17 protein-coding genes and 2 pseudogenes are annotated in these 22,909 nt (G+C 50.9%); 12 read left to right on the forward strand and 7 right to left on the reverse strand.

Annotation, left to right across the window (positions count from 1 at the left end; translation table 11 throughout):
• Positions 1 to 101 precede the first annotated feature (101 nt).
• The 4 genes from fkpB to dapB all read left to right on the forward strand — a co-directional run bounded on the left by fkpB (position 102) and on the right by dapB (position 3,478).
• Complete coding sequence (gene fkpB, locus ACE15A_RS04355) at positions 102 to 551, forward strand: FKBP-type peptidyl-prolyl cis-trans isomerase (RefSeq protein ID WP_053509915.1); 450 nt, start codon at positions 102 to 104, stop codon at positions 549 to 551.
• 2 nt (positions 552 to 553) lie between these two features.
• The gene (gene ispH / locus ACE15A_RS04360) at positions 554 to 1,504 is read left to right on the forward strand and encodes a 4-hydroxy-3-methylbut-2-enyl diphosphate reductase (RefSeq protein WP_023245655.1); all 951 of its coding nucleotides are present in this window, start codon (positions 554 to 556) and stop codon (positions 1,502 to 1,504) included.
• Between the two features lie 65 nt (positions 1,505 to 1,569).
• The gene (gene rihC, locus ACE15A_RS04365; RefSeq protein ID WP_023179857.1) at positions 1,570 to 2,484 is read left to right on the forward strand and encodes a ribonucleoside hydrolase RihC; all 915 of its coding nucleotides are present in this window, start codon (positions 1,570 to 1,572) and stop codon (positions 2,482 to 2,484) included.
• A 172-nt stretch (positions 2,485 to 2,656) separates the two neighbouring features.
• On the forward strand, positions 2,657 to 3,478 hold the full coding sequence (gene dapB, locus ACE15A_RS04370) for a 4-hydroxy-tetrahydrodipicolinate reductase (protein ID WP_053509918.1): 822 nt from the start codon (positions 2,657 to 2,659) through the stop codon (positions 3,476 to 3,478).
• Positions 3,479 to 3,708: 230 nt separating this feature from the next.
• Here dapB and ACE15A_RS04375 read toward each other — a convergent pair whose 3' ends face one another.
• Positions 3,709 to 4,446: a hypothetical protein gene (locus ACE15A_RS04375; protein ID WP_023245659.1), complete on the reverse strand. Its 738-nt coding sequence runs from the start codon at positions 4,444 to 4,446 to the stop codon at positions 3,709 to 3,711.
• Positions 4,447 to 5,171: 725 nt separating this feature from the next.
• Between ACE15A_RS04375 and carA the strand changes: the two genes are divergently transcribed.
• The 7 genes and pseudogenes from carA to ACE15A_RS04410 form a co-directional block, all read left to right on the forward strand.
• Positions 5,172 to 6,320, forward strand: coding sequence for a glutamine-hydrolyzing carbamoyl-phosphate synthase small subunit (gene carA / locus ACE15A_RS04380; protein WP_053509919.1), 1,149 nt, complete (start codon positions 5,172 to 5,174; stop codon positions 6,318 to 6,320).
• A gap of 17 nt (positions 6,321 to 6,337) precedes the next feature.
• Positions 6,338 to 9,562 carry a carbamoyl-phosphate synthase large subunit gene (carB, locus tag ACE15A_RS04385; RefSeq protein WP_053509920.1) on the forward strand — a complete coding sequence of 1,075 codons (3,225 nt, stop codon included), beginning with the start codon at positions 6,338 to 6,340 and terminating at the stop codon, positions 9,560 to 9,562.
• Positions 9,563 to 9,847: 285 nt separating this feature from the next.
• Complete coding sequence (gene caiF, locus ACE15A_RS04390; protein WP_023245662.1) at positions 9,848 to 10,243, forward strand: carnitine metabolism transcriptional regulator CaiF; 396 nt, start codon at positions 9,848 to 9,850, stop codon at positions 10,241 to 10,243.
• A gap of 234 nt (positions 10,244 to 10,477) precedes the next feature.
• A pseudogene (locus ACE15A_RS04395) lies at positions 10,478 to 10,741 on the forward strand (hypothetical protein); the annotation flags it as partial.
• Positions 10,742 to 10,825: 84 nt separating this feature from the next.
• Positions 10,826 to 11,998 carry an IS21-like element IS21 family transposase gene (istA, locus tag ACE15A_RS04400; RefSeq protein ID WP_000952373.1) on the forward strand — a complete coding sequence of 391 codons (1,173 nt, stop codon included), beginning with the start codon at positions 10,826 to 10,828 and terminating at the stop codon, positions 11,996 to 11,998.
• Entirely contained in the window at positions 11,998 to 12,795 is a 798-nt protein-coding gene (istB, locus tag ACE15A_RS04405) for an IS21-like element IS21 family helper ATPase IstB (protein ID WP_000544830.1), read from the forward strand. The genes istA and istB overlap by 1 nt, the downstream gene beginning before the upstream one ends.
• A gap of 60 nt (positions 12,796 to 12,855) precedes the next feature.
• A pseudogene (locus ACE15A_RS04410) lies at positions 12,856 to 13,029 on the forward strand (hypothetical protein); the annotation flags it as partial.
• A gap of 235 nt (positions 13,030 to 13,264) precedes the next feature.
• On the opposite strand, the gene srfN reads toward ACE15A_RS04410, so the two are convergent.
• Positions 13,265 to 13,555: a DUF1471 family virulence protein SrfN gene (gene srfN, locus ACE15A_RS04415; protein WP_023245664.1), complete on the reverse strand. Its 291-nt coding sequence runs from the start codon at positions 13,553 to 13,555 to the stop codon at positions 13,265 to 13,267.
• 696 nt (positions 13,556 to 14,251) lie between these two features.
• On the opposite strand from srfN, the gene ACE15A_RS04420 reads away from it, so the two are divergent.
• Positions 14,252 to 16,141, forward strand: coding sequence for a sulfatase-like hydrolase/transferase (locus ACE15A_RS04420; protein ID WP_053508868.1), 1,890 nt, complete (start codon positions 14,252 to 14,254; stop codon positions 16,139 to 16,141).
• 204 nt (positions 16,142 to 16,345) lie between these two features.
• Here the strand turns inward: ACE15A_RS04420 and caiD are convergent, their stop codons facing one another.
• From caiD to caiT, 5 genes are all read right to left on the reverse strand, one after another.
• The gene (gene caiD / locus ACE15A_RS04425; protein WP_023245666.1) at positions 16,346 to 17,131 is read right to left on the reverse strand and encodes a crotonobetainyl-CoA hydratase; all 786 of its coding nucleotides are present in this window, start codon (positions 17,129 to 17,131) and stop codon (positions 16,346 to 16,348) included.
• A gap of 114 nt (positions 17,132 to 17,245) precedes the next feature.
• The gene (caiC, locus tag ACE15A_RS04430; protein WP_023245667.1) at positions 17,246 to 18,799 is read right to left on the reverse strand and encodes a crotonobetaine/carnitine-CoA ligase; all 1,554 of its coding nucleotides are present in this window, start codon (positions 18,797 to 18,799) and stop codon (positions 17,246 to 17,248) included.
• A 62-nt stretch (positions 18,800 to 18,861) separates the two neighbouring features.
• Positions 18,862 to 20,082, reverse strand: a complete 1,221-nt coding sequence (caiB, locus tag ACE15A_RS04435; RefSeq protein WP_129382366.1) for an L-carnitine CoA-transferase — start codon at positions 20,080 to 20,082, stop codon at positions 18,862 to 18,864.
• A gap of 99 nt (positions 20,083 to 20,181) precedes the next feature.
• Positions 20,182 to 21,324, reverse strand: coding sequence for a crotonobetainyl-CoA dehydrogenase (gene caiA / locus ACE15A_RS04440; RefSeq protein ID WP_000347100.1), 1,143 nt, complete (start codon positions 21,322 to 21,324; stop codon positions 20,182 to 20,184).
• A gap of 31 nt (positions 21,325 to 21,355) precedes the next feature.
• Entirely contained in the window at positions 21,356 to 22,873 is a 1,518-nt protein-coding gene (caiT, locus tag ACE15A_RS04445; protein WP_000845326.1) for an L-carnitine/gamma-butyrobetaine antiporter, read from the reverse strand.
• Positions 22,874 to 22,909 lie beyond the last annotated feature (36 nt).

Here is a 22,909-nt window from a genome sequence, read left to right on the forward strand (position 1 = left end):
CCATCAGCCAAACGTTGTGCCGGATGGCGGTGAAAACGGCTTATCCGGCCTACGGTTTTATCGTTCTTTGTGCCTCCGGGCAAAACACGTGAGCAATTTGCATGTCTAAATCCGTACAGAGCAACAGCGCGATCCTCGTTCACTTCACCCTGAAACTGGATGATGGCTCCACCGCAGAGTCAACCCGCAACAACGGCAAGCCAGCCCTGTTCCGTCTTGGCGATACTTCGCTTTCCGAAGGTCTGGAGCAGCAGCTTCTGGGGTTGAAAGAGGGGGAAAAGAAAGTGTTTTCGCTGGAGCCTGACGCCGCGTTTGGCGTCCCCAGTCCGGACTTGATCCAGTATTTCTCGCGCCGTGAGTTTATGGCGGCAGGCGAACCGGAAGTCGGGGCGATTATGCTTTTTACCGCAATGGACGGCAGCGAAATGCCTGGCGTGATTCGCGAAATTAACGGCGACTCGATTACCGTTGATTTTAACCATCCGCTGGCCGGGCGTACCGTTCACTTTGATATTGAAGTGCTGGAAATCGATCCGGCACTGGAGGCATAAACATGCAGATCCTGTTGGCCAACCCACGCGGTTTTTGCGCCGGGGTAGACCGCGCTATCAGCATTGTTGAAAATGCGCTCGCCATTTACGGCGCGCCAATTTACGTTCGGCACGAAGTAGTACATAACCGCTATGTAGTGGACAGCCTGCGCAAGCGCGGGGCGATCTTTATAGAACAAATTAGCGAAGTGCCGGATGGCGCCATTCTGATCTTCTCCGCTCATGGGGTTTCCCAGGCGGTGCGTAACGAGGCGAAAAGCCGCGATCTTACCGTTTTTGACGCCACCTGCCCGTTGGTGACGAAAGTCCATATGGAAGTGGCCCGCGCCAGCCGCCGTGGTGAAGAATCTATTCTGATCGGTCACGCCGGACACCCGGAAGTGGAAGGGACGATGGGACAGTACAGCAACCCGGAAGGGGGGATGTACCTGGTCGAGTCGCCAGAGGACGTCTGGACGCTGAATGTTAAAAATGAAGGCAAACTCTCCTTCATGACGCAAACCACGCTTTCCGTGGACGATACGTCCGATGTGATTGATGCGCTGCGTAAACGCTTTCCGAAAATCGTCGGCCCGCGCAAAGACGATATTTGCTATGCCACTACTAATCGTCAGGAAGCTGTGCGGGCGCTGGCGGAGCAGGCTGACGTGGTGCTGGTGGTCGGCTCGAAAAACTCTTCTAACTCTAACCGGCTGGCGGAACTGGCCCAACGGATGGGAAGAACCGCGTTTCTTATCGACGATGCGGCGGATATCCAGGAAACGTGGGTGAAAGAGGCCGCCTGCGTCGGCGTCACCGCTGGCGCTTCCGCGCCGGATATTCTGGTGCAGAATGTTATTGCGCGCCTGCGGGAGTTTGGCGGCGGCGAGACTGTCACGCTTGAGGGGCGCGAAGAAAATATTGTTTTCGAAGTGCCGAAAGAGCTGCGTGTGGAGGTTCGTGAGGTAGAGTAAATTTTTCATGCTCCGGTTATGCGAAGATGCCAGATACTCTGTCTGGCATTTTTTATGGAGCAGATATGCGTTTGCCAATCCTACTTGATACCGATCCGGGCATTGATGACGCGGCTGCGATTACCGCCGCGCTGTTCGCCCCCCAGCTTGATCTGCAACTGATAACTACCGTCGCAGGTAATGTCTCGGTTGAAAAAACGACCCGTAATGCGTTGCAGCTTCTGCATTTCTGGAACAGCGATATTCCACTTGCCCAGGGGGCTGCTACGCCGCTGCTGCGTCCGTTACGTGATGCGGCGTACGTCCACGGCGAATCCGGCATGGAAGGCTATGATTTTGTCGACCATCAGCGCCAACCGTTGGCGAAGCCTGCGTTTATCGCTATCCGGGATGTGCTGATGAACGCCCCGGAGCCCATGACATTGGTAGCGATTGGGCCATTGACCAATATTGCGTTGCTACTGATGCACTATCCGGAGTGCGCGTTTAACATTCGCCGCCTGGTATTGATGGGCGGTTCCGCAGGGCGCGGCAATTTTACGCCTAATGCTGAATTTAACATTGCTGTCGATCCGGAAGCCGCCGCCCACGTATTTCGTAGCGGCATTGAGATTGTGATGTGTGGGCTGGACGTCACGAATCAGGCAATGCTCTCGCCAGATTTTCTGAATAAACTGCCCGCGCTTAATCGTACCGGTAAGATGTTGCACGGCCTGTTCAACCATTATCGCAGCGGTAGTATGCGCACTGGCGTCCGGATGCACGATCTCTGCGCGATCGCCTGGCTGGCGCGCCCGGAATTATTTACCCTTAAACCCTGCTTTGTGGCGGTGGAAACGCAGGGGGAATATACCGCAGGCACGACGGTCGTTGATATTGAGGGGCGGCTGGGAAGACCGGCAAACGTTCAGGTGGCGCTGGGCATTGATGTTGCCGGATTCCAACAGTGGACCGCAGACACGCTGGCGTTAGCGCCATGATCTCTGCGCTTATACCCCGATGACGTTACTTATTCCGTAACGTCATGTCTTTTACTGATATCGCTCCCTGTTTATCATTAATTTCTAATTATCGGCGATTTTAGATGGCGGCTTCGTCAGAGGCTGGTTAATCTGAAAACGGTTTACATCATTTTAACGTAAGAGAATAACTATGCATGAAGCACAGATCCGCGTCGCGATTGTCGGCGCGGGAGGACGCATGGGCCGTCAGTTAATTCAGGCCGCGTTGCACATGGAGGGTATTCAGCCAGGCGCCGCGCTGGAACGTGAAGGGTCTTCATTGCTGGGTAGCGATGCGGGCGAACTGGCGGGCGTGGGGAAAACGGGCGTCATCATTCAAAGCGATCTGGCGTCCATCAAAGATGATTTCGATGTTCTGGTCGATTTTACCCGTCCTGAAGGCACGCTGGCGCATCTGGCATTCTGCCGTAAACATGGTAAAGCGATGGTGATCGGCACCACCGGTTTTGATGAAGCCGGTAAACAGGCTATCCGCGACGCCGCGCAGGAGATCGCCATTGTTTTTGCGGCTAACTTTAGCGTTGGCGTCAATGTGATGCTTAAACTGCTAGAAAAAGCGGCGAAAGTGATGGGCGACTATAGCGATATTGAGATTATCGAAGCGCATCATCGTCACAAAGTTGATGCGCCGTCAGGAACCGCGCTGGCGATGGGAGAGGCGATTGCCCATGCGCTGAATAAAGATCTGAAAGACTGTGCGGTATACAGCCGGGAAGGGCATACCGGCGAGCGCGTGCCGGGAACGATTGGCTTTGCAACCGTTCGGGCGGGTGATATCGTCGGCGAACATACCGCGATGTTTGCCGATATTGGCGAACGCGTAGAGATTACGCATAAAGCTTCCAGCCGCATGACTTTTGCAAATGGCGCATTGCGAGCGGCATTATGGCTAAAAACGAAGAAAAATGGGCTATTTGACATGCGGGATGTGCTGGGCCTGGATGTATTATAAGGACTAAATACCTTCGTGATGTGGTTATGGTAATCAAGATGAATTGATTACAAAGGGCAATATATTATTGCCCTTTTGTTTTTTGTAGCTCAACCAGTGAGCCAATTTGCCACTGTTCTGTTAAACCATCCTCAAAGGAACCATCAATAATAATATTGTTAATCCCAGCCACGAGATATTTCTTTTAAATAGAATTAATAAAATGTTTACTGGTAAATAAGCGTGGAGGGTTATTCAATATTGAAAACACCGCTCGCAGTAAGCTGTTCATAGGTGGTTTCACAGAGTAAATACTCTTTTCCGGTAAGGCTGTTATAGGCGCGGAACTGGAATACATCGCCGGCAGCAAAGCTGGAATAGCCGCCGGTTTGGTTAAAGTCATCCGGGCCAATGGCATCCATCTGCGCGACGTAATTGCCATTACAATAAATGCGGTTAATTTGCCCCTCAGGCGCATCAGTACGGGTCATGACGTTCAACTGGAAAAAGTTACTGCTTGAACTGACGTTAGTCATATTCACCCACAGCGGTTTACTGTATTCAAAAGGCACCTCGACCAGGCTGATAAGATCGATATCCATTGGGGTGTTGGCGCTGTTCCACGGAACGGAAATCCTGAACGCGGTACGACCAGTATCAGCGCTGGTTGTGAAGACATACTCTTCCCTGTGCCATTCCGCATTTAAGTTAGTATTAATGTCAGAGATAAAAGAGGTATGGACTGGATAAGTCTGAGAAATAGTGACGTTTCCCTTCGCCTCGCCTCTGACGGCGAGAGTCAGTCGATAGGTGGTTTCGGGCTCAATGGTAAAGTATTGCGTAATGGTATTAGTGGGCTCGATTCGACAAAAGTGGTTATTTCCTGTTGCGCCATCTTCGACAAATATGGATGACTGCGATGACAGTACCCAGCCATCAAACCCCTCTTCAAAACCGCCATCGATAATAATATTGCCTTCAGTAGACATGTTTTTTCCTTAAGTTATTGAATTAAAAGAATGTGATAAAGCGAACGAAAGCTATGATGGCCTGCCGGGAGGTAAGATTTTGTGATGTGGGTCACATTCATTCTTAAGGTGATGTTGTTTTATCTCTTTTATCTCAATAGGTTATCTTTTTTACGCTGTAGTGAGGCTGGTTGTGGTCCAATCGTATGCGCCTGTCTTAAATAAAAATAGCTTATATCTTCATTTTATGATTTTAAGTCTTAAAATGTTATATTAACTTGTTGTTTTTTATGGTTTTTCGATGTTTTTATTTTGTTATTTATTCAGGTAATTAATTGATTTTTAAGTTATTTTTTATATTAACTGTCTTTGTTTTGTCTTTTTCGTAATTTATTTGATGTAATTGCCATTAAATTATTTATTGTTGTTGTTTTTTGTTGATTTAATGTGAAATTTGACCATTTGGTCCACTTTTTATCATGCCATGCAATTTTTTGTTAACTCAAGCAAGCGCAAGCGTTTTCTATCGTTACTTAGTTGAACTTTTTGCCTGTTAAACCGAATAACTTACTTATAATGTACAAAATAACATAAAAAACACCCTCTTTAAGTTGACTTTTATCTGGCTTAACTTCAGAATGCCGCCGTTTGCCAGAAATCCACGGGTAAGCAAATTTGCATTGCTTCATACTGACTGAATGAATTAATATGCAAATAAAGTGAGTGAATATTTTCTGGAGGGTGTTTTGATTAAGTCAGCGCTATTGGTTCTGGAAGACGGAACCCAGTTTCACGGTCGGGCCATTGGGGCAACAGGTTCGGCGGTTGGGGAAGTCGTTTTCAATACTTCAATGACCGGTTATCAAGAAATCCTCACTGATCCTTCCTATTCCCGCCAAATCGTCACTCTTACTTATCCCCATATTGGTAATGTCGGCACCAATGAAGCCGATGAAGAATCCTCTCAGGTTCATGCGCAAGGTTTAGTGATTCGCGATCTGCCGCTGATTGCCAGCAACTTCCGTAACACAGAAGACCTCTCTTCTTACCTCAAACGCCATAACATTGTGGCGATTGCCGATATCGATACCCGCAAGCTGACCCGACTGCTACGTGAGAAAGGCGCCCAGAACGGCTGCATCATTGCCGGCGATAACCCGGATGCGAAGCTGGCGCTGGAAAAAGCGAAAGCATTTCCTGGACTTAACGGTATGGATCTGGCGAAAGAAGTGACCACTGCGGAAGCCTACCGCTGGACGCAGGGTAGCTGGACGCTGAAAGAGGGGTTACCGGAAGCGAAATCTGAGGATGACCTGCCGTTCCACGTGGTGGCCTACGATTTCGGCGCCAAGCGCAACATCCTGCGCATGCTGGTGGACCGCGGCTGCCGCCTGACGGTCGTTCCGGCGCAAACCTCTGCCGAAGAGGTGCTGAAAATGAACCCGGACGGCATCTTTCTGTCGAACGGCCCTGGCGACCCGGCGCCGTGCGACTACGCCATCGAGGCGATTGAGAAATTCCTCCAGACCGATATTCCGCTATTTGGCATCTGTCTTGGTCATCAGCTACTGGCACTGGCGAGCGGGGCGAAGACCGTTAAGATGAAGTTCGGCCATCATGGCGGCAACCATCCGGTAAAAGACATGGACCGAAACGTGGTGATGATCACCGCGCAGAACCACGGCTTTGCGGTGGATGAGGCGACGCTGCCCGCCAACCTGCGAGTGACCCATAAATCCCTGTTCGATGGCACGCTGCAAGGCATTCACCGCACCGATAAACCGGCGTTCAGTTTCCAGGGCCATCCGGAAGCCAGCCCTGGCCCGCACGACGCCGCACCGCTATTCGACCACTTTATCGAGCTTATCGCGCAATACCGTAAAACCGCTAAGTAATCAGGAGTATTAAGACCATGCCAAAACGTACAGACATAAAAAGCATCCTGATTCTGGGCGCGGGCCCGATTGTTATCGGTCAGGCGTGTGAGTTTGACTACTCCGGCGCTCAGGCGTGTAAGGCGCTGCGCGAAGAGGGATATCGCGTTATCCTGGTGAACTCCAACCCGGCGACCATCATGACCGACCCGGAAATGGCCGATGCCACCTATATTGAGCCGATTCATTGGGAAGTGGTGCGCAAAATCATTGAAAAAGAGCGCCCGGATGCGGTGCTGCCGACGATGGGCGGCCAGACGGCGCTGAACTGCGCGCTGGAGCTGGAGCGGCAGGGCGTGCTGGAAGAGTTCGGCGTGACCATGATTGGCGCGACGGCGGATGCAATTGATAAAGCCGAAGACCGTCGTCGCTTCGATATCGCGATGAAGAAAATTGGTCTCGACACCGCGCGTTCCGGTATCGCGCACACCATGGAAGAAGCGCTGGCGGTTGCCGCTGACGTGGGTTTCCCGTGCATCATCCGTCCGTCCTTTACCATGGGCGGCACCGGCGGCGGTATCGCCTACAACCGCGAAGAGTTCGAAGAAATTTGTGAACGCGGCCTGGACCTTTCCCCAACCAACGAACTGCTGATTGATGAATCGTTGATTGGCTGGAAAGAGTACGAGATGGAAGTGGTGCGTGATAAAAACGACAACTGCATCATCGTCTGCTCTATCGAAAACTTCGATGCGATGGGCATTCACACCGGCGACTCCATCACCGTGGCGCCAGCCCAGACCCTGACCGATAAAGAGTATCAAATCATGCGTAACGCCTCGATGGCGGTACTGCGTGAAATCGGCGTCGAAACTGGCGGTTCCAACGTCCAGTTCGCCGTGAACCCGAAAAACGGTCGTTTGATTGTTATCGAGATGAACCCGCGCGTCTCCCGCTCCTCGGCGCTGGCCTCAAAAGCCACCGGTTTCCCGATTGCCAAAGTGGCCGCGAAACTGGCGGTGGGTTACACCCTCGACGAACTGATGAACGACATCACCGGTGGCCGCACTCCGGCGTCGTTTGAGCCGTCTATTGACTATGTTGTAACCAAAATTCCGCGTTTTAACTTCGAGAAATTCGCCGGCGCGAACGACCGTTTGACCACCCAGATGAAATCGGTCGGTGAAGTGATGGCGATTGGTCGCACCCAGCAGGAATCCCTGCAAAAAGCGCTGCGTGGCCTGGAAGTAGGCGCCACCGGTTTTGACCCGAAAGTGAGCCTCGACGACCCGGAAGCGCTGACCAAAATTCGCCGCGAGCTGAAAGATGCGGGCGCCGAGCGTATCTGGTACATCGCTGACGCTTTCCGCGCCGGTCTGTCCGTTGATGGCGTATTTAACCTGACCAATATCGACCGCTGGTTCCTGGTGCAGATTGAAGAGCTGGTGCGCCTGGAAGAGAAAGTGGCGGAAGTCGGTATTACCGGACTCAACGCCGACTTCCTGCGTCAGCTCAAGCGTAAAGGCTTTGCCGATGCGCGTCTGGCGAAACTGGCGGGCGTGCGCGAAGCGGAAATCCGCAAGCTGCGTGACCAGTTCGACCTGCACCCGGTCTACAAGCGTGTGGATACCTGCGCGGCGGAATTCGCCACCGACACCGCCTACATGTACTCCACTTATGAAGATGAGTGTGAAGCGAACCCGTCCGTTGATCGCGACAAAATCATGGTGCTCGGCGGCGGCCCGAACCGTATCGGCCAGGGGATCGAGTTCGACTACTGCTGCGTACACGCCTCGCTGGCGCTGCGCGAAGACGGTTACGAGACCATTATGGTCAACTGTAACCCGGAAACCGTCTCTACCGACTACGACACTTCCGACCGCCTGTACTTCGAGCCGGTGACGCTGGAAGACGTGCTGGAAATCGTGCGCATCGAGAAGCCGAAAGGCGTGATTGTACAGTACGGCGGCCAGACCCCGCTGAAGCTGGCGCGCGCGCTGGAAGCGGCAGGCGTGCCGGTTATCGGTACCAGCCCGGATGCCATCGACCGCGCGGAAGACCGTGAACGCTTCCAGCACGCGGTGGACCGTCTGAAGCTGAAGCAGCCGGCTAACGCCACCGTCACCGCCATCGAACAGGCTGTCGAAAAAGCGAAAGAGATTGGCTACCCGCTGGTGGTACGTCCGTCTTACGTGCTGGGCGGTCGGGCGATGGAAATTGTCTATGATGAAGCCGATCTGCGTCGCTACTTCCAGACCGCGGTCAGCGTCTCTAACGATGCGCCAGTACTACTTGACCGCTTCCTTGATGACGCGGTTGAAGTGGACGTGGACGCTATCTGCGACGGCGAAATGGTGCTGATTGGCGGCATCATGGAGCACATCGAGCAGGCGGGCGTACACTCCGGCGACTCCGCCTGTTCCCTGCCAGCCTACACGCTGAGCCAGGAAATTCAGGACGAGATGCGCCAGCAGGTGCAGAAGCTGGCTTTTGAATTACAGGTACGCGGCCTGATGAACGTGCAGTTTGCGGTCAAGGACAACGAAGTTTACCTGATTGAAGTCAACCCGCGCGCGGCGCGTACCGTGCCGTTCGTCTCTAAAGCTACCGGCGTGCCGCTGGCGAAGGTGGCGGCGCGTGTGATGGTAGGCCAGACGCTTAGCGCACAGGGCATCACCAAAGAGGTCATCCCGCCGTATTATTCGGTGAAAGAAGTGGTGCTGCCGTTCAACAAATTCCCCGGCGTTGACCCGCTGTTAGGGCCAGAAATGCGCTCAACCGGCGAAGTGATGGGTGTGGGCCGTACCTTCGCGGAAGCGTTCGCTAAAGCGCAACTGGGCAGCAGTTCGACGATGAAGAAATCGGGCCGTGCGCTGCTCTCTGTACGCGAAGGCGACAAAGAGCGTGTGGTGGATCTCGCCGCTAAACTGTTGAAACAGGGCTTTGAGCTGGATGCCACTCACGGTACGGCGATTGTGCTGGGCGAAGCCGGTATCAACCCGCGTCTGGTGAATAAGGTGCATGAAGGTCGTCCGCACATTCAGGACCGTATCAAGAATGGCGAATACACTTATATCATCAATACTACCGCTGGCCGCCGGGCGATTGAAGACTCAAGGGTGATTCGTCGCAGCGCGCTGCAGTATAAAGTACATTATGACACCACGCTGAACGGCGGTTTTGCGACGGCGATGGCGCTCAATGCGGACGCTACGGAAAAAGTTATCTCAGTGCAGGAGATGCACGCGCAAATTCAGAAGTAACGTATAGCCCGTCGGGCCATCGAAAGATAACATCCATTATCATGTGTATAAACGGTTCCTGAAAGGGAACCGTTTTTTTTTACGTTATCAGGTAATTCCTGGCCAAAAGTATTTCGTTAACCGTATTTTCAATCTGATAAGCAAGATTTTGCTCACACTAATTGACCGTTAAGTTGCATACTATTCCTCTATATCCACATTTTTAACATGGTTAATGAGGTGATTTAAAGGTTGCCGAAATAAGCCGTAGCGAGATTTTTTTTAATTTGTAAAAATGGTGTGCTTATGAGTAAAGAATATGTTGAAAAACCACTTTATTTGTTAATTGCTGATTGGGTAATGGCGGAGAACCGTTGGGTGAGCGCTAAAGAGATTGCTAAGCAATTTAATATGGACCACTGCAAAGCGATAAACACGGTTTCTTATATTCTTTCAGAAGTGGGAGAAATAAACTGCGAAACTAAAACCATTCCTAATCAACTCGAAGGGCGAGGTTGTCAGTGCCAGCGTCTGGTGCGTATTAAAAGTATTGATTCGCAGCTGTATGCGCGCATTGGAAATAGCGCCCGGGAAAAAATGGCAGGGGCAGAAAAAACGCCACGTATGACGACGGTACCGCCGACGGAGCTTAACCGGGAGCAAAAGTGGCAGATGATGTTGTCAAAAAGTATGCGTCGTTAGACTGTACGCCTGTGTCGGGTAATCTTGGAGTCAAACTGTTTCGGACAGGCGTATCGACATACGTCTGTCCGGAAAAAGTCCACATTTCCGCTTTCTCCACTGCGCTATCCGCTTACATGACGTTACACTCATCGGCATTTCTCTGAATAAAGGCTCAACATTTCCGGGAAAAAGACGTATCGCAGGGCATTTATCCTTATGATTAGGCATAAGGAACAGGAGCCTGTGATGAAAATGAAGCTGATACCCTTTTATTTGTTTGTGCTATTTTCCGCCGCGTCCTGGGCTACGGAGATAAACGCCTGCAAAGACCTGATCGGAACATGGGAAACCACGGCAGATAACCCGCCTTATACCATGACAATATTACCACCGGTAGAAACCTGCGGAGAAAAATGTGTGAAACTGAACGTGCAGTATGAACTTGACGTGACTCACCGCAACGCGCTTTATTGCCATGAAGGACAAGAGGGCGTAAAAGTGTCAGCGCCAGTGATATAAGACGGTAATTCACCATTTGGATTGTCCGCTCCACCCAACATGTTGTTTCCTTAAGGTTCTCACACCAGAAAGGACATCAACATGCTGAGCAGAGAGGACTTTTACATGATAAAGCAAATGCGCCAGCAGGGCGCGTACATTGTCGATATTGCGACTCAGATTGGTTGCTCTGAACGGACGGTCAGACGCTACCTCAAATACCCTGAACCGCCAGCCAGAAAGACCCGCCACAAAATGGTTAAGCTGAAACCGTTTATGGATTACATCGACATGCGCCTGGCAGAGAATGTCTGGAATAGTGAGGTTATCTTCGCGGAGATTAAGGCAATGGGTTATACGGGCGGACGTTCCATGCTGCGTTACTACATCCAGCCCAAACGTAAAATGCGTCCGTCAAAAAGAACAGTTCGCTTCGAAACTCAGCCTGGATACCAGCTCCAGCACGACTGGGGCGAAGTTGAGGTGGAGGTTGCCGGGCAACGGTGCAAAGTTAACTTTGCGGTTAATACGCTGGGGTTCTCCCGCCGCTTCCATGTCTTCGCAGCACCAAAACAGGATGCTGAGCATACCTACGAATCACTGGTTCGCGCCTTCCGCTACTTCGGTGGTTGTGTGAAAACGGTGCTGGTTGATAACCAGAAGGCTGCGGTGCTGAAGAATAACAACGGGAAAGTCGTGTTCAACTCCGGATTCCTGTTGCTGGCCGACCACTATAACTTCCTGCCACGGGCATGCCGTCCACGCAGGGCCAGAACAAAAGGTAAGGTTGAGCGAATGGTGAAATACCTCAAGGAGAACTTCTTCGTCCGGTACCGCAGGTTCGACAGCTTCACTCATGTTAATCAACAACTGGAGCAATGGATAGCCGATGTGGCTGACAAACGGGAACTTCGCCAGTTCAAAGAAACGCCGGAACAGCGCTTCGCGCTGGAGCAGGAACATCTGCAGCCGTTACCGGATACGGACTTCGATACCAGTTACTTCGATATCCGCCATGTGTCCTGGGACAGCTATATCGAGGTTGGTGGTAATCGTTACAGCGTTCCCGAAGCGCTGTGTGGTCAGCCGGTATCGATACGAATATCGCTGGATGACGAGTTGCGGATCTACAGTAATGAGAAACTGGTGGCCTCACATCGCCTCTGTTCGGCATCGTCTGGCTGGCAGACAGTGCCGGAGCATCACGCCCCGCTCTGGCAGCAGGTCAGTCAGGTGGAACATCGACCACTGAGTGCCTATGAGGAGCTGTTGTGATGCATGAGCTGGAAGTCCTGCTGAGTCGCCTGAAAATGGAGCATCTGAGTTATCACGTTGAAAGCCTGCTGGAACAGGCAGCTAAAAAAGAGCTGAACTACCGGGAGTTCCTGTGCATGGCGCTACAGCAGGAATGGAACGGCAGGCATCAGCGCGGTATGGAGTCCAGGCTGAAGCAGGCTCGTCTGCCGTGGGTCAAAACGCTGGAGCAGTTCGACTTTACCTTCCAGCCGGGCATCGACCGTAAGGTTGTCCGGGAACTGGCTGGTCTGGCGTTCGTGGAGCGCAGCGAAAACGTGATCCTGCTGGGACCTCCTGGTGTCGGAAAAACTCATCTGGCCATAGCTCTTGGCGTGAAAGCGGTGGATGCGGGACATCGGGTACTGTTTATGCCACTGGACAGACTGATCGCGACACTGATGAAAGCGAAACAGGAAAACCGTCTGGAGCGTCAGCTGCAGCAACTGAGTTATGCCCGGGTGTTGATCCTGGATGAAATAGGCTATCTGCCGATGAACAGAGAGGAAGCCAGCCTGTTCTTCCGGCTACTGAACCGTCGATATGAAAAAGCGAGCATCATACTGACGTCAAACAAAGGGTTCGCAGACTGGGGAGAAATGTTCGGAGATCACGTGCTGGCAACAGCGATACTGGATCGGTTGCTACATCACTCAACCACGCTGAATATCAAAGGAGAGAGTTACCGGTTAAAAGAGAAACGTAAAGCTGGAGTGCTGACCAAAAACACAACGCCAATCAGTGATGATGAAATGGTGAAAAGCGGACAGCATCAGTAACGAAAGTATCTTAGCGGGCATGAAAATGGCAAATAACGGTCAAACATCGTGGCGTTGACAAAAGGGCAGGGGCCAATGGTGATAGCATTTGAAGGGGCGTATGGTGGACACGCTATCGGAACCTATAACCGACAGTTGCAATTACTTTGGGCTGGCGTAATACCGAAAAATAAACAGGGGAAATGGATGATGAAAATGGAAAACTACTGGTTCAAACAGGTAAAAGCGCACTAAATATTACCTTAAAACAGCCCCGGGAAACCGTCTTACTCACAAGGGATTTAGTGTCTATGCGCGCGCATTTTACAGGCGTACCTGCTCTTATTTTTATTGCTATAACTTAATAAAAAAGGAGGGCCAGCATCTGTTTCCAGACGGCCCTGAGTGGATTGTGATACAATAGGCACCTTGCCGGCACTCTCTTATTGTTTCATGCCTGTGCCATCGCTATGGCGTAATCAGAACATTTTTATTTCGCCGCATCATTATAAACTTCGGCAACGGCTTCAAAATTCGGACCATGCTCTCGCGCAGCAATAATATGGTAATATTTCCCGCCTTTCGCATCTGCTAACTCTGACAGTTTTTCACGCAAATCAGTTGGTGAGGAAATCTGCCCGCCACTCTGGGACACATTTACTGTACCGACCTTAACCAGTTTGAAGTGGCTGATTTCTTGCTTAGAGACCTGTTCTGCTGCAAGCGTACTGAATGAAGAGATCGTTGCCAGTAATGCTACGGCGATAATGCGTTTTTTCATAGTTCTGTTCCTGTTATATTGATGGTAATGTTTGCGCAGTATCAGCAATCCGTACCGAACTTATTTATAAGTTCGGTTGATTATTCTAAATAGACTTGTTTGACATAACAGTCTTATATCTTGTTATAGCCGCCCCTTTATGTTTTTGTCAATGTAAAATAATGCTTTAAAGGTTAAAAAGAAACATAACCCTATATAAATAATGGATTTTATATTGCTGTTTGTAATGGCGGAAAGGTTATTGAATCACGCAGTAATGCGATAGTTTTTATCCATAAGCAATATAACAAAATTGAGTTATGTTTTAATTTCGTAGGGTGATATTACCGGTTGTATGTCCGTTGTGGCGCGGCTTGTTGCTAATGGTATGCTTTTCCAGGGAAATTTCATTGCAGCGACATAGGGTAATCGCCGTAGCTGAGGGGAAATGGAGCGAGTATGGTGCTATAAGGTATGTTTAATAATGTATTTTTTTATGAAGTAATGTCTGGAGTTGTATCTCTAAAATAAAAACAATGTACTTTTCGGCTAAATAATTTTCTGATGAATATTGTCATTTGCTAATATATTTCTAATTTGAAATATAAATCAATTTATAACACATATTCTTACCCGGAAAACATTGATATATGTCCTCGCTTACTCGTACAGTAATAAATGAATATGTGATAATTTACTGACAACAGGTATAATAATATGAGTAATAAAAAAAATCTGTCTACAGAAGAGACGGATCTTACGCGTAGGAAACTGTTAACCAGCGCCGGTATTCTTGCCGCCGGCGGTATGTTATCCGGCGCGGTAAAGGTTGATGAAAAATGCGCCGTTAAGGCGAAACCGACCTGGGATAAACCGTTTACCGGCGAGATTCCGGAGAAATTGCCAGAAGGATATAATATTCTGTTAGTCGTGACCGACCAGGAGCGTTTTTTCCCTACGTTTCCTTTCCCGGTACCCGGCAGAGAGCGGCTCATGAAAACGGGGGTGACATTCTGTAACCACCAGAATACCAGTAATGTTTGTACGCCTTCCCGCTCCGTATTGTATACCGGCTTACATATGCCCCAGACAAAGATGTTTGATAATCTGGGATTACCCTGGATGCCCTATGACCTTGACCCCGCTCTTGGAACTACAGGACATATGATGCAGGAGCTGGGATATTATACGGCCTATAAAGGTAAGTGGCATCTTACAGAAAAACTGGAGAAGCCTCTGCCTGACGAAAAAGATGAGGATATTGATGTCGGGAATATTCCTGAACCAGAATTACATAAAATTATGGAAAAATATGGTTTTTCTGACTATCACGGTATCGGCGATATTATAGGCCATAGTAAAGGCGGCTATTTTTATGATTCAACCACCACGGCTCAGACTATAAATTGGTTAAGATGCAAGGGGCAGCCCCTGAATGACCAACACAAGCCCTGGTTCCTGGCCGTTAACCTCGTTAATCCCCATGACGTGATGTTTATTGATACCGATAAGGAGGGAGAAAAGGTACAGTGGCGTGGCGAGCTGGATCAGGATGATAATACCCTGGCGCCCACGCAGCCGCCGGAAAACGCGCTTTATCAGGCAAGCTGGTTGAACTATCCGCTGCCGGCAAACAGGCATCAATCATTCAATGAGCAGGGAAGACCGCCAGCGCATCTTGAATACCAGACGGCGCGCGCTGCGCTGGAAGGGCAGTTTCCTGATGAAGATCGTCGTTGGCGTAAACTGCTTGACTACTATTTCAACTGTATCCGCGATTGTGATACTCACCTTGACCGGATATTAAATGAACTTGATGCCCTCAAGTTGACTGATAAAACGATTGTTGTATTTACTGCCGATCATGGCGAATTAGGCGGAAGCCATCAGATGCACGGTAAAGGCGCTTCCGTTTATAAAGAACAGATCCATGTGCCGATGATTATTTCCCACCCGGCGTATCCAGGTAATAAGAAATGTCAGGCGTTGACCTGTCATCTTGATATCGCGCCGACATTAGTTGGACTGACCGGTTTGCCGGAAGAAAAACAGCACAAAGCGTTAGGCAACCGGAAAGGCGTTAATTTTAGCAGATTGCTAAAAAACCCGGAAGGCGTTGCGGTTAATGCGGTGAGAAACGCCAGCTTATATTGCTATGGCATGATCCTGTATACCGATGCCCATTATCTCCACCGCGTTATAGCGCTACAAAGAGATAAGCAAAAAACGGTGGCGCAAATCAAGCAGGAAATCTCCCATTTGCATCCTGATTTCAGCCATCGTTCAGGGACGCGCATGATTAACGATGGCCGTTATAAGTTTGCGCGCTATTTTTCGCTAAGGGAGCATAATACGCCGGAAACCTGGGAGGATCTTATTAAATACAACGATCTTGAACTTTACGATCTTAAAAATGATCCCGATGAGAACCATAACCTTGCTGCTGATAAAGAGAAATATCAGGATCTCATTCTGATGATGAATGAAAAACTGAATAAAATTATCAAAGACGAAATTGGCGTGGATGACGGCAGCTTTATGCCGGATGCCACCCGCGAGCCGTGGGATCTTACCATTGAGCAGTTTAACCGCATGGCGAAAGATTAAGCGCCTGACCCATTAGGTTAATTTATGTGTCGGCGATCTGGCGTCCACCGTGGTCTGGAGGTCAGATGCTGTTGGCGCTGCGCTTATCGGGCCTGTATCATCATTTAATCTATTGATATTGCAATAATTACAGGCATATTTAGCGCAGCGCCGCCCGACAAGAAGACCTTAAACCGGTTTGTCAGCGGTTCAAGGCTGCTATCATCACCGACCTTTCCACACCGGATCGCGCTTTTCCGCAAACGCCTGTGGCCCTTCGAGGGCATCTTCCGAGTGCAGGACGGCGGGATAGTGTCTCAGCGCGCCGCTACGGATATAGCGATAGCCCTCTTCGACTGACATATCGCGAGTGGTGCGGGTCATTTCTTTCAAGGCGGCGACCGCCAGGGGGGCGCTTTGCACCAGTTGTTGCGCCAGTTCACGGGCGCTGTCCATTAACTCATGTGGACTGACGACGCGATTTACCACTCCCCAGCGCAGCGCTTCTTCCGCTGTCATGCGTCTGCCGGTCATCACCATATCATTGACGATCGCAGGCGGCAGGATCTTCGGTAGACGCAGTACGCCGCCGCTATCTGGCACAATACCAAGTTTTGCTTCCGGCAGCGCGAAGCTGGCGTGATCCGCGCAGATAATGAAATCCGCCGCCAATGCCAGTTCGAATCCGCCGCCGAAAGCGTAGCCGTTGACCGCGGCAATCACCGGTTTATCAAGATCAAAAAGCTCGGTTAAACCGGCAAAACCGCCGGGGCCGAAATCCGCATCTGGCGCTTCACCTTCGGCGGCGGCTTTTAAATCCCAGCCGGCTGAAAAAAACGTCTCTCCCGCCCCGGTGACAATCGCTACGCGTAAATGCGGATCGTCCCGGAAGCGCAGAAAGGCCTCACCCATCGCAAAACTGGTTCTGGCGTCAATCGCGTTCGCTTTCGGGCGATCGAGCGTAATTTCAAGAATGGGGCCATTACGGGTCAGGTGCAATGATTCACTCATATCTTCAATCCTTTATTCGCTTATTCCCTTTTCAGGGCCACAGTTATCCGCCAGAAATATCTCTATTTCCACGACAATGTTGATGTATTCAGCGGGCAGTGCCCGCCGGAGAGGTTATTTCAGATTTTTTTTAATGATTTTCCCTGAACAATTACGGGGCAAATCTTTTCTTATTTCCAGATATGACGGTACTTTAAATTTCGCCATATTTGCCTCACAAAACGTAAAAAAATCTTCCTCGGTTAATGTCTCACCTTCATTGAGTACCACAAACGCTTTAATAGCTTCATCACGAATATCATCCTTAATACCGATAACCACGATATCCTGAATTTTAGGATGCCCGGCGATGATATTTTCCAGCTCGACGCAAGAGACATTTTCTCCGCCGCGCTTAATCATGTTGCAGCGACGATCGACGAAATAGAAAAACCCTTCCTCATCCCGATAGCCGGAATCGCCGGTATGCAGCCAGCCGTTAGGCTCAAGCGCTTTGGCTGTAGCGTCCGGGCGTTCGAAATAGGCTTTAAAAAGCGTTTTACCGGGAATGCCTTTAACGCATATTTCCCCGATTTCGCCGGGAGGCAACGCACGATTTTGCTCATCGCGAATCTCCGCTTCATAGCAAAAACCCGGACGACCAATCGACGGCCAGCGTCGCTTATCGCCGGGGCGGTCGCCGATAATACCGACGATGGTTTCCGTCATACCATAAGAGGTGAGCAGTCGGACGCCGAAGCGTTCGATAAATGCCTCTTTCTCTTGCACGGAGAGGTTGAGGTAAAACATCACTTCGCGTAAACAGTGGTGACGATCGTCAGCGGCGGGCGGCTGCGTCATTAACGTTCGGATCATCATCGGGATACATTCGGTGACGGTCGCGCAATATTTTCTCACCTGTCCCCAGAAGGCGCGGGCGCTGTATTTTTCGATCAGCACAAACGTAGCGCCCGCTGAAAAGGCCGCCATCGCCGCCGTACACTGGCAGTCAATGTGAAAGGCGGGCATGACGGTTAGATAAACATCATCTTCGCGCAACGCGCATTGCCAGGCGGAGTAGTAGCCAGCAAAACGTAAATTATAGTGAGTAATCACTACCCCTTTCGGGCGGGACGTTGTGCCGGAGGTAAAAAGGATTTCCGCGGTATCCTCAGGCGTTAACGGCGGCGTATAAAGCAGGACGTCGGGCTGCTGCGCTTTCAGCGTGTGAAAGTGGCTAACGCCTTCTTCGACCGGAAACGTCGCGCCGATCAGACAAATATGCCTGAGCGGCGTGTGCCCTTCCTGTTGAGTCTGACGATACATCGGATAAAACGGCGCGCTGGTGACCAGTAACGATGTCCGGCTATTTTGCAGTATCCAGGCGCTCTCCTCGCGCAATAATCTGGCATTAATCGGCACGACGATGGCGCCGATTTTTGCCAGCCCAAACCAGCAAAAGATAAATTCCGGGCAATTGTCCAGATGCAAAGCAACGTTGTCGCCTTTACGTACGCCTAAGGAATAGAAAAGGTTTGCCGTGCGATTGATCTCTCTATTCAGTGCGGCATAGCTGAAGTGTTGTCCTTCTCCCGCGCAGGATTCAAAAATTAACGCCGTTTTGTCTTCATATATTCCGGCCAGGTCGTCCCACATCTGACGTAAGTGTTGTCCGCCTACAATATCCATTGCACTTTTATCCACAAAATCAGGCGTGAGCGCTAACCGGAAAACCGATTAGCGCATCGCGTTTAATCCTCAACTTTGGCCAGCCCTTTGCCGACCAGTTCCTTAATATCTGCTTCGCTATAACCAATATTTTTCAGAATGGCGGCGGTATCCATGCCGTGTGACGGCATGGCGCGCCAGATTTTCCCCGGGTTGTTTTTGAATTTCGGCATGACATTCGGCCCCTTACAGGTGCGACCGTCCATCGTTTGCCACTGGGTAATGGACTCACGGGCCACGTACTGCGGATGATGTTCCAGCTCCGGAATAGTCAGCACTTTTGCGCAGGCGATATTCAGTTCGGCAAAACGCGCCTGAACGTCAGCAATAGAACGCGTCGCCAGCCAGGTATCCAGTTTTTCTTCCACCAGCGGCCCATAAGGGCATTCGATACGGTGAATCAACTGCGTGCCTTCCGGCACTTCCGGCGTACCGAGAATATGCGCGAGGCCGATATCTTTAAAGCATTCGTTAATTTGCGTAATGCCGACTAACTCCATCACGATATAACCGTCGGCGCATTTATATAATCCGCAACCGGCGTAATAAGGGTCTTTACCTTTGGTCATTCGCGGGCAGATTTCGCCGCCGTTGAAGTAATCCATCATAAAATACTGCCCCATCCGCAACATCACTTCATACATCGCAATATCAATACTTTCGCCTTTACCGGTTTCCCGTACTTTATGCAGCGCCGCCAGCGCCGAGGTCGTGGCGGTCAGGCCGGAAAAATAGTCGGCGGTGTAGGGAAAGGCGGGCATCGGTTGGTCGATATCGCCGTTTTGGATCAGATAGCCGCTGAACGCCTGGGCGATGGTATTGTAAGCCGGCAGATGGGTATACTCTTCGTCGCCAAACTGACCGAAGCCGGAAAGATGGGCGATAACCAGTTTCGGGTTATGTTCCCACAGTACTTCATCGGTAATGCCGCGGCGGGCGAACGCCGGGCCTTTGCTGGCTTCAATAAAGATATCGGTCGTTTCCATTAATTTCAGAAACGCTTCTCGTCCTTCGTTTTTAAAGATGTTCAGGGAAAGGGCGTGCAGATTACGACGTGAAAGCTGCGGATAATTCGGCTGGACACGAATGGTATCGGCCCAGGCCACGTTTTCGCTCCAGATAACCTCCGCGCCCCATTCTGCGAACATTTGTCCGGCGAACGGCCCGGCGATTTCTATTCCGGAAAAGACCACCCGCAGCCCCGAGAGGGGGCCGAAGGCAGGCATTGGTAAATGCGTTGTCATGGTATCACTCCTGTTGCCGGATGCGGCGTAAACACCTATCCGGATTACAACATGCACAATCCGTAGACCCGGTAAGCGCAGCGCCACCGGGCGCTTTACTTAGCGGTACTGCTTCAGCACCGCGCGACCGAGCGTCAGGATCTGCATTTCGTCAGATCCGCCGGAAACGCGGTCAACGCGCAGATCGCGCCAGAAACGCGAAATACGATGATTCCCCGCAATGCCCACGCCGCCTAATACCTGCATGGCGCTGTCCACAACCTCAAACGCGGCGTTAGCGCAGAAGTATTTACACATGGCTGCATCGCCGGAGGTGATTGTGCCGTTGTCTGCCTTCCATGCCGCTTCCAGCAGCATATTTTTCATGGCGTTTAATTTGATCGCCATATGGGCGAATTTCTCCTGAATCAGTTGGAAGCGACCAATTGTCTCGCCAAACTGCACGCGCTGATTAGCGTAACGCGCCGCATCTTCAAAGGCGCATAGCGCCGTGCCGTAGTTGGTTAACGCCACCAGGAAACGTTCATGATCGAACTCTTCTTTAACGCGATTAAAGCCGTTACCTTCCCGACCGAACCTGTCTTTCTCGTCCAGTTCAACCTCATCGAAGGTAATTTCGCAGCAGCTATCCATACGCAGACCGAGCTTTTCCAGTTTGGTCACTTTGATGCCCGGTTTGCTCATATCCACAAACCATTCGGTATAGACAGGCTTATCCGGCGATGCGCCATCTCTTGCCATCACCACAATGTAGGGGGTGTACGCGCTACTGGTGATAAAGCACTTGCTGCCATTGAGGTAAACCTTACCATTTTTGCGGGTATAGGTGGTTTTTAAGCTCCCGACATCCGAACCGGCACCCGGCTCGGTAATTGCCGAGTTCCACATCTGCTTACCGGTGCCGCGAAAGGCCATAATCTTATCGATCTGTTCCTGGGTGCCTTCACGCAGGAAAGTGTTGAACCCGCCCGGTAATTGGTACAGCACATATGTCGGTGCGCCCAGACGCCCCAATTCCATCCATACCGCCGCAACGGTAACGAATCCGGCGTCCAGGCCACCGTGCTCTTCCGGGATCAGCAGGCTATCAATCCCCATCTCCGCCAGCGCTTTCACAAAACGTTCGGGATAGATGCTGTCACGATCGCACTCGGCAAAATAGGCTTCCCAGTTCTCACTGGCCATCAATTCACGAATACCGGCGACAAACAGTTCCTGTTCATCATTTAAATTAAAATCCATGTTCCAACCTCTTGATCTCTTGGGGTTAATTTTATTTATCTTTCCAGTGCGTTTTGGCATCCTTGATAAAGGAGAGCGTCACCATAATGTTGACGAAGAACAGCGGGCAGCCGCCGGCGATAATGGCGGTTTGAATTGGTTTCAGCCCGCCGAGCGCCAACAGAACAATGCCAATAATGCCTACCAGTACCGACCAGCCGATCCGCACCAGCAGCGGCGGTTCTTCGCCGTCGCGTATTTCGCGACAGGTCGACATCGCCAGGGTATAAGAGCAGGCGTTAATCAGCGTGACGGTGGCGATAAAGCACAGGATGAAGAATCCCCACATCGTGGCGGTACTGAGCGGCAGGGCGGCCCAGGTTTCGATAATGGCGCGCGCCACGCCGTGCTGGTCGATTAACTGCGGAATATTGAGGATATTTTTATCCATCAGCAGGAGAGTATTGCTGCCGAGGACGGTCCACAAAATCCAGGTGGAAGCCGTCAGCCCCAACACCATGCCGAAGCAGAGTTCACGCACTGTTCGGCCACGGGAAATACGGGCGAGAAAGATGCTCATCTGGATGGCGTAAATCACCCACCATGCCCAGTAAAAGACGGTCCAGCTTTGCGGGAACCCACTTTTACCTATCGGATCGGTGTAAAACAGCATCCGCGGCAGGTACATCAACAGTGTACCGACCGAATCGGTAAAATAGTTCATGATGAAGCTGGCGCCGCTGACGATGAATACCCAGCCCAGCATCAGAAAGCTTAAATAACTGCGAACGTCGCTGGCGATCCTGACCCCTTTTTGCAAACCGCAGGCGACACAGATCGCGTTCAGGATGATCCAGCAGGTAATAATAATGGCGTCCAGCTCCAGGGTGTGCGGAATACCGAACAGATACTGCATACACTCCGTCACCAGCGGCGTCGCCAGACCGAGGCTGGTTCCCATCGCAAAGATCAGCGCCACCAGGTAGAAGTTATCGACGATGGTGCCGAAAAGCCCTTTGGCATGTTTTTCGCCGACCAGCGGCACCAGCGTGGAGCTGGGACGGATAACATCCATCTTACGGACGAAAAAGAAGTAGGCAAAAGCGACGGAGAGGAAACTGTAGGTCGCCCACGGCAGCGGGCCCCAGTGGAACAGGCTATAGGCGAGGCCAATCTCTTTCGCGCCGGTAGAGTTGGGCGCAAGGCCGAACGGCGGCGTAGAGATATAGTAATAAATTTCTATCGACCCCCAGAACAGGACGGCGGCGGAGGTACAGGAGGCGAACATCATAAAAATCCAGCTGGCGGTGCTGAATTCCGGCGGTTCATCGCCTAATTTCTTTTTCGCATAAGGACCAAAGACCAGCCAGAACCAGCCGATGAGCATGACGACCATATACCATTCAAAGGCCCATCCCCATACGTTGGTGACATAACTGAATACGGCGTTAATAACATTATTTGCCGCATCAAGATCCCGAACCGTTAGCCAACAAAGTATCCCTACGATTATAAGTGGCGGGAAAAAAACCTTTGGTTCTATTCCAGACTTTTTCTTGTCAGTTTTCATGAGTTAATTCCAATGTCAAAACGAAATTTATGCTGC

It is taken from the genome of Salmonella sp. HY31, assembly GCF_042604575.1.
Lineage (GTDB): Bacteria > Pseudomonadota > Gammaproteobacteria > Enterobacterales > Enterobacteriaceae > Salmonella > Salmonella diarizonae.